We start from the raw sequence: 7,200 nt of genomic DNA on the forward strand, positions 1-7,200 counted from the left end.
CATGTCGGTCGTGTGATCCATCACGATGATGGCACCTGACCCGAGCATCGAACCATCGGCGGCGCAAGCTTCCTTCGTGACAGGTCTGTCGAGGTGAAGTTCTGGCACGAACCAAGGAGCTGAGGCTCCCCCAGGAACCCAGGCCTTCAGTTCGTTGCCGTTTCGAATTCCGCCAGCTACGTCATAAATGACCTCCCGCCAGGTCAGCCCATGCGGGAGTTCATAATTGCCCGGTTTGTTCACGTGGCCCGAGATCGACATCATGAACGTTCCGGTGTCGGCCGAGTCGGAGAGGCCGGCGAACCACTCACTGCCCTGATTGATGATGTGGGGCAGGTTGGAGATCGTCTCGATGTTGTTGACGATGGTGGGCTTCATGTAAAGCCCTTTGGCTGCAGGGAAGTAGGGCGGTTTGATGCGGGGTTCACCGCGCCGGCCTTCGAGGCTGTTGAGCAACGCGGTCTCTTCTCCGCAAATGTATGCGCCTGCCCCGAGATGGACAGTCAGTTCAAGGTCGTAGTCCGTTCCGAATATGCCTTTTCCGAGGTAGCCCTTGGCGTAAGCATCGGCCACGGCTTGCTGAAGGCGACGGGCGGGTTTGGGGTATTCACCCCGGATGTACACAAACGAGTCGTGCACCTCGTTGGCCTTGGCAGCGATGATCATCCCCTCGACGATCTGGTGGGGATCTCGCTCCATGAGTTGACGATCTTTGAACGTTCCCGGTTCTGATTCGTCGCCGTTTACTACCAGATACGCCGGACGGGCCGGGGCCAAAAACGACCATTTCAAGCCGGCCGAGAATGCCGCTCCCCCTCGTCCCAGAAGCCCTGAGGCTTTGACCAGTTCAACGAGTTCTTCGCGGGTCTGGCCAATGGATTGGCGAGCTGCAACGTATCCACCGGTCGCTTCGTAGCGCTCCATCGTGTGGGAGTCGGTCGGATGTTCCATCATCCGTTTCGTCACGACCAACGGGTAAGCCACTAGGCGCCCCGGCCAGGTTCGAGAGCGTCGGTGTTTAGAGCAGCAGTTCCAAATACCGGAAACGCCGGATACGGTCCGATCGCAGCGTTTTCTTCCTTGATAGCCCAATCGAAACTGGTCACGCCCCCAAAGAGGGTCTGGAGCTCATCGCCGTTGATGGTTTCAGGTTTTCCATCTCGAAGCCATTTGACCAACTCTTTGGCCTTCTCGGCTGTAAGACCTTCAATCAACTCATAATTCACAAGACAGGCCGGAGCGCCCCCACACGCACCAATACATTCGGCATGTTCAACGCCGATTTCATCGTCGGCTTCACCAGCTGGAACGCCTGAGGCCTCCTCGATGGCGTGCAATACATCATCGGCCCCCATCAGATAGCAGGAGATCGACGTGCACATTGAGATGAGGTACTTGCCTTTGGGCTCGGTTTTGAACATCACGTAGAAGGTGGCGACCGACTGGACCTGGGCTGGAGTGATACCAACGAGATCGGCAACTTGTTTCATGCCGTCGGCTGTGAGGTAGCCATCTTGGCGCATTGCGAGGTACAGCAAGGGCATAACCGCTGAGCGGGGTTCGGGGTAGCGGGCCACGATGTCATGGGCACGTTTGATTGTCTCAGCCGACCAACTCATCAGGCGGAAGATTACAAGATGACCAACGAGATTCTCAATCGGGGAACCGCGCCAAATACCGGGTGTTCGATGATCTGGCTCGCGGTATTGTTGAAACCATGAAAGGAACCACGGAGATCACCGGCGATGCGATCGCTGATCGACTGCTCAATACCGATGGAACCGCCCTTCTGATCGGCATGCTCTTGGATCAGCAGGTCCCGATGGAATGGGCTTTCAAGGGACCTCAAACCCTGGTGGACCGACTCGGCGACCTCGACGCCAGCGCGGTGGCCGCGATGCCTGTCGATGATTTTGTGGCCGTGTGCGCGGACAAACCTGCCATCCATCGTTTCCCGGCAAGCATGGGAAAACGGGTCCATGCCTTGTGTGGTGTGATCGCCGACGAATACGACGGGGACGGCGCAAATGTCTGGGCAGACGTCGACTCGGGCGCGAACCTTGCCAAACGCCTTGGCGCGTTGCCAGGCTTCGGCGAAGAAAAGACCAGGATCTTTGTGGCCCTGCTTGCCAAACGATTCGGGGTACGACCGGACGGGTGGGAACAAGCCGCCGGTGTATTCGCCGACGATACGCCCCGGTCGGTAGCCGACATCGATGGCCCTGCGGCCCTGGCCGAGGTTCGCGAGTGGAAACGAGCCCAGAAGGCCGCCGGCAAAACAAAGCAGCAGTAGATGGCGTCCCGACCGGTCCAGCCGATGCCGGAAGATGTGCGCTCCGAGCTAGCGGAGTCGGGCCTGGCTGACGACTACGCCGCCCGACCGTTCTATCAGCGAAACGATTACCTGGCGTGGATCGGCCGGGCCAAACGCCCCGAGTCCCGCCAGGCCCGCCTCACCCAGATGCTCGACGAACTCAGCCAAGGTGGGGTCTATATGAAGATGGACCATCCACCCAGCCGCAAACCCTGAGTCGCTGCGTGCGTTTGTCGAAGCAAACTGCTGAATCGCTAAGCCGCGTCCCCTTTGCAGTTTGCCTTCGGCAAACTGCTGAATCGCTGAGCGAAGCTCAGCGATCAACGTCCCCCATGACCGGGTCGAGAGAGGCCAGGGCAGCGATGGTGTCGGCGATGAGTGAGTCGGCGAGCATGATCGGGATGGCCTGGATGTTGGCGAAACTGGGTGCCCGGGTGTGCATGCGGAGTGGTTTGGAGCCACCGTCCGACACGATGTAACAACCGAGCTCGCCGCGGGGCGATTCAATGGCGACATACGCTTCACCTTCGGGGACTTTGAAGCCCTCCGTATATATCTTGAAATGATGGATGAGGGCTTCCATCGACTCGTCGATGCGTTTACGCGGGGGCGGAGTAACTTTGCGGTCATCGGTTTTGTAGTCGCCCGATGGCATCGTTTCGAGACCCTGCTTGATGATCTTGAGGGACTCTTCGATCTCATGGACCTTGACCCGGTAACGATCGTAGGAGTCGCCCCGTTGGCCGACTGGGATATCAAACTCGTACTGTTCGATCCCCGAGTACGGCGCCGCCTTGCGCAAATCGTGGGCGAGGCCGGTCGCACGCAACGACGGACCGGTGATGGAATAGGCCAAACATTCTTCGGCTGTGATGACTCCGACGTCACGCGTGCGCCGTAACCAGATCGGGTTGGCCATCAAGAGGTCGTCGTATTGGGCCAGTCGGGGCGGCATGGTTTCCAGGAACTCTTCGATGTCGCCTTGCCAGCCGTCGGGAAGATCGGCGGCCACGCCACCCACCCGTATGTAGTTGTTGTTCATGCGCAGGCCGGTGGTCTTCTCGAAGAAGGCCAGGATCATTTCGCGTTCGCGGAACCCGTACATCATCATGGAGAGCGCACCAAGATCCATCCCGTTGGTGGCGAGCGCAACCAGATGGCTGGCAATGCGATTCATTTCCGTCATCAGGATGCGAATGGCCTGAGCGCGAGGCGGGATGTCAATGGCGAGGAGTTGTTCGACAGCCAACGAAAAACACAATTCGTTGTGAAGGGGAGCCAGGTAATCCATGCGGGTGACGTTCGTCGTTCCCTGCATGAAGGTGAGGGTCTCTGCGGTCTTTTCCATGCCGGTGTGGAGGTAGCCGATAATCGGCTTGATCCTCCGCACGATCTCACCTTCGAGTTCGATTTGCAGACGAAGCACGCCATGGGTCGATGGATGTTGCGGACCCATATTGATGATCATCCGGTCGTCTTCGTCGATTTCCTCTTGCTCGTAGAGGACGTCATCGACGATGCGGGTGCCGAGTTGCTCGATGAGCCGATCACCCGTCTCGTGGAGCTTCATCTTTTGGGCGCCCTCGTCGGTGGCGTGAGCGACGTAGTCGGGGCCCGGCCAGTCGGGTTCCTCGGTACCGGACACCCAGATCTCTTTGGTCTTTCTATCCTGAGTGTCGGTCATCAGGTCACCTTGTTCGCTTCCTTGAACTGCACGGGCACATCACCGACGCCGAAGTCTTTGCGGAGCGGGTGACCTTCCCAGTCATCGGGCATGAGGATACGGGTCATGTCTGGATGGCCCTCAAACGTGATGCCGAACATGTCATAGATCTCACGCTCGAAGAAGTTGGCGCCAGGATACGTGGGGACCAAAGAGGGCAAGCTGGTGTCGTCGGCCGGGACCGGGCAGCGGACCCGGATCCGGAGACCGTGTTCTACGGACAGCAGGCTGGCGACGACCTCGAACCGAACACGACGTTTGCCAAGGTAGTCAACGGCGGTCACATCAGCCGCCATCTCAAACCCGGCGGCCTTGGCTGCCTGAGCGAAGTCCCCGAGTTGTTCTTTGGGGAGCAGGACAACGTGCTGACCCGCTGACAATGCCCATTCCGCATCTTCGAATGGTTCGATGAGGCCGAGCAGAACCGGATGATCCGGAAGGGAGCGTGGCTCGGGTGCGACCTCGACCGCTTCGGCTTCGGCGTCTGGACCTTCTTCAGGCATTGACGATTTCCCCGGATGTGATCTTGTCCTGCAAAGTCAAGATGCCGTGCATGAGCGACTGCGGTCCTGGCGGGCATCCAGGAACGTATACATCAACCGGAACGATCTGGTCGACACCCTGGATAAGGGCGTAGTTGTTGAACATTCCACCCGTCGAGGCGCACGCGCCCATCGAGATGACCCATTTCGGGTCGGGCATCTGGTCATAGACCTGCCGAAGCACCGGCGCCATCTTCTGCGACACGCGACCCGCCACGATCATCAAGTCGGCCTGGCGAGGCGAAGCCCGGAACACTTCCATACCGAAACGTGCCAGGTCGTAGTGGGCGGTACCTGATGCCATCATCTCGATTGCGCAGCAAGCCAGGCCAAACGTGGCAGGGAACATTGAGCGGGTCCGGGCCCAATTGGCAATCGTTTCGAGTTGCGTCAGCAGAAACCCCGGCGGGGTCGTCCCGGCCATCAGGCTGCCTCGGGTGAAACGTCGCGCTGCTCGCGCCTGGCCCGCAACGGCGTGTTCCAGTCAAGAGCACCTCTCCCCCACACGTAGCCGAGGGTAAGGACTACGAAGCCTGTGAAGATGCCGATTTCGGCTACACCGGACCAGCCAAGCTCGGGGAACAAAACCGCCCATGCGAAGAGGAAGACGATTTCGACATCGAAGATGACGAACAACATGGCAATGAGATAGAACTGCACCGGGAAACGCTGGACGGCTTCCGATTCGGGGACGATGCCGCACTCATACGGCGACAGCTTTTCGGGAGTCGGGTTTTTGGGAGACACGACCCAACCGAGCGTGAGGGCCGCCACCACAAACCCCACCGAGAGCAGGAACATGATTGCGATCGGCAAGTACGCCGGAAGATCCACCTACGTCTCCTTCACCATATGTGTACAGCCTAGGAATCTAGGCGACCAACCGACAAAACGGGCCAACGACGACCGGGCAACGCCTTAGTGAACGATGACGTAGGCCTTCTGCATATCTTCGAGCGTGTCCCACCGGCCACTCCACCCCTTGGGAATGAAGAACAGATCGCCTTCGGTCACCTCGGTCACCGTTCCATCACTAGCTGTCAGCCGGAGGCGACCCGCCTGCATCACCATCGCTTCGTTGACACCGTAGGAGGCAATTGTCCAACCGCCGGCCGTGCAACTCCACACCCCGGTCTCGATCCCCCCGGCAGACACCAACTCGCAGAAGGCCATGACCGGATTCCCTACATCAACGGTCGCCGGTACCAAATCGGGTTCCATTCTCTTCAGCATCTCTTGCATATTGGCTTTCACAGCATGGCTCAAAGCGTGTCCTCCCCGGGGCAGTTCGTTGGCCGTGAGGCTATCGGGTTGTGTGACGGGCGACCAACCCGCTTGAACGATCGAATAAACGGAACCACGACCGATCAGTCGGGAATGGCCTGCCATTCGTCGTAGGCGACCCGGGCAAGGTACCCGGCAATCAATACCCTCATCAACAGCGAGGTTGGGCTCCAAATACCGGCGACCAACACCCAGAACACATCCAGGACCATCATGGCCGCACCGATCAGGTTTGCCCAGCGGGATCTGGACCAATAGACCACGAGGAGGACCAGGCCGACCAGGAGCATCTCCCGACGGATAGCCAGGTGCCAGGCAGGTTCGTATCCTGCGTACGCCAGGCCGGCGATGGTCAGACTTCCGACGGCTGCCGCAAGCAGAACCAGCGGCGCATACCCCGCCCAGTTGAAGACCGGGACAACCGGTTTTAGCCGTTCTCCATCGAGTTTGACAACAATCCGGTGCGCCCCGTCCCCACCCATGAGCGCCAACTCACCTCCCCCGGGCAGGGGAAGCGCCACACCCCGGCGAACCTCGGACATCGGTACCCGCCCGAGCTGCCCACCGCCATATTCGACTTTGACCACGTCGCCATGTCCGGACAGCCTGACCAAATCGGATCCGGCGATTTCCCGTCTATACACCTGACTGCGCATATTCCCGCCTCGTGGGTCTCAGGCTTGGTTATCGGCTTCGATGCAGATCTACTTAGGGGTAGGCCCGCTACCTTTCGAATATTGAGCGTACCGTCTCGATCGTATCGACCGCACTAGCTGACTTGTCCGGTCGATAGCCCTTGACCCTGGCAAACCGGAGTGCCATTCCCGCCGGGTAACGGGGACTTCGCACCACCCCATCGATGGCAATCTCGACGACCAGTTCAGGTCGCACGTATACGGTTTGTTTCGTTCGACGGTCTTCGATTTCCTGAAGCCGTTCGGTCTGCCAGGCCAACATTTCGTCGGTCATACCTTTGAATGTCTTGCCGAGCATCACAAACTCGTCGCCATCGCGTGCTCCCAGGTGCAGGTTTGAAAGCCATCCGGTTCGCCGCCCGTGACCCCACTCTGCGGCCAGAACCACGAGGTCAAGCGTGTGGACCGGTTTGATCTTCTTCCAGGCCGAGCCTCGTTTTCCTGCCAGATATGATGAGCCCGCTTCTTTGACCATCACACCTTCGTGACCTGCCCTCACTGCCGCGTCCAGGGCGGCCTGAGCCTCGGCCGGGTCGTCGGTGACCAGAATGGGCACTCGCATTCCTTCGGGCACGATGGCATGCAAACGCGCCAGGCGATCGACTAGTGGGACCTCGAGCAGGTCTTCCCCGTCGACCTGCA

The 7,200-nt window shown here is 59.4% G+C and carries 11 protein-coding genes; 2 read left to right on the forward strand and 9 right to left on the reverse strand.

Annotated features, from left to right (window positions below):
- Positions 1-966, reverse strand: a 966-nt coding sequence (locus JJE47_10925; protein ID MBK5267932.1) for an SLBB domain-containing protein, incomplete at its 3' end; no start/stop codon positions are given.
- A gap of 17 nt (positions 967-983) precedes the next feature.
- Entirely contained in the window at positions 984-1,619 is a 636-nt protein-coding gene (locus tag JJE47_10930) for an NAD(P)H-dependent oxidoreductase subunit E (protein ID MBK5267933.1), read from the reverse strand.
- A gap of 98 nt (positions 1,620-1,717) precedes the next feature.
- On the opposite strand from JJE47_10930, the gene JJE47_10935 reads away from it, so the two are divergent.
- Both JJE47_10935 and JJE47_10940 read left to right on the forward strand, forming a co-directional pair.
- The gene (locus JJE47_10935) at positions 1,718-2,293 is read left to right on the forward strand and encodes a Fe-S cluster assembly protein HesB (GenBank protein MBK5267934.1); all 576 of its coding nucleotides are present in this window, start codon (positions 1,718-1,720) and stop codon (positions 2,291-2,293) included.
- Positions 2,294-2,530 (forward strand): YdeI/OmpD-associated family protein, encoded by a 237-nt coding sequence (locus JJE47_10940; GenBank protein ID MBK5267935.1) that lies wholly within the window; start codon positions 2,294-2,296, stop codon positions 2,528-2,530.
- Positions 2,531-2,627: 97 nt separating this feature from the next.
- Here the strand turns inward: JJE47_10940 and JJE47_10945 are convergent, their stop codons facing one another.
- The 7 genes from JJE47_10945 to JJE47_10975 all read right to left on the reverse strand — a co-directional run.
- A complete protein-coding gene (locus JJE47_10945; GenBank protein ID MBK5267936.1) occupies positions 2,628-3,884 on the reverse strand; it encodes an NADH-quinone oxidoreductase subunit D in 1,257 nt (418 codons plus the stop codon).
- 113 nt (positions 3,885-3,997) lie between these two features.
- Positions 3,998-4,540, reverse strand: coding sequence for an NADH-quinone oxidoreductase subunit C (locus tag JJE47_10950; GenBank protein MBK5267937.1), 543 nt, complete (start codon positions 4,538-4,540; stop codon positions 3,998-4,000).
- On the reverse strand, positions 4,533-5,003 hold the full coding sequence (locus JJE47_10955; protein ID MBK5267938.1) for an NADH-quinone oxidoreductase subunit B: 471 nt from the start codon (positions 5,001-5,003) through the stop codon (positions 4,533-4,535). Before JJE47_10955 ends, JJE47_10950 begins: the two co-directional genes overlap by 8 nt.
- Positions 5,003-5,380, reverse strand: a complete 378-nt coding sequence (locus tag JJE47_10960) for an NADH-quinone oxidoreductase subunit A (GenBank protein MBK5267939.1) — start codon at positions 5,378-5,380, stop codon at positions 5,003-5,005. The genes JJE47_10955 and JJE47_10960 overlap by 1 nt, the downstream gene beginning before the upstream one ends.
- A 117-nt stretch (positions 5,381-5,497) precedes the next feature.
- Entirely contained in the window at positions 5,498-5,845 is a 348-nt protein-coding gene (locus tag JJE47_10965; GenBank protein ID MBK5267940.1) for a DUF861 domain-containing protein, read from the reverse strand.
- A 101-nt stretch (positions 5,846-5,946) separates the two neighbouring features.
- Positions 5,947-6,519 (reverse strand): hypothetical protein, encoded by a 573-nt coding sequence (locus JJE47_10970; GenBank protein MBK5267941.1) that lies wholly within the window; start codon positions 6,517-6,519, stop codon positions 5,947-5,949.
- A 67-nt stretch (positions 6,520-6,586) separates the two neighbouring features.
- Positions 6,587-7,200, reverse strand: a 614-nt coding sequence (locus JJE47_10975) for an ATP-dependent DNA ligase (protein MBK5267942.1), incomplete at its 5' end; no start/stop codon positions are given.

The sequence above is a fragment of the Acidimicrobiia bacterium genome (assembly GCA_016650365.1).
In the GTDB taxonomy this organism is placed as follows: domain Bacteria; phylum Actinomycetota; class Acidimicrobiia; order Spongiisociales; family JAENVV01; genus JAENVV01.

Excerpts from the sequence above, each read along its gene's own strand:
- JJE47_10970 (MBK5267941.1), bottom strand. The coding sequence starts at position 6,519 with ATGCGCAGTCAGGTGTATAGACGGGAAATCGCCGGATCCGATTTGGTC.
- JJE47_10945 (MBK5267936.1), bottom strand. The coding sequence starts at position 3,884 with ATGAAGCTCCACGAGACGGGTGATCGGCTCATCGAGCAACTCGGCACC.
- JJE47_10955 (MBK5267938.1), bottom strand. The coding sequence starts at position 5,003 with ATGGCCGGGACGACCCCGCCGGGGTTTCTGCTGACGCAACTCGAAACG.
- JJE47_10930 (MBK5267933.1), bottom strand. The coding sequence starts at position 1,619 with ATGAGTTGGTCGGCTGAGACAATCAAACGTGCCCATGACATCGTGGCC.
- JJE47_10935 (MBK5267934.1), top strand. The coding sequence starts at position 1,718 with ATGAAAGGAACCACGGAGATCACCGGCGATGCGATCGCTGATCGACTG.
- JJE47_10940 (MBK5267935.1), top strand. The coding sequence starts at position 2,294 with ATGGCGTCCCGACCGGTCCAGCCGATGCCGGAAGATGTGCGCTCCGAG.
- JJE47_10960 (MBK5267939.1), bottom strand. The coding sequence starts at position 5,380 with ATGTTCCTGCTCTCGGTGGGGTTTGTGGTGGCGGCCCTCACGCTCGGT.
- JJE47_10950 (MBK5267937.1), bottom strand. The coding sequence starts at position 4,540 with ATGCCTGAAGAAGGTCCAGACGCCGAAGCCGAAGCGGTCGAGGTCGCA.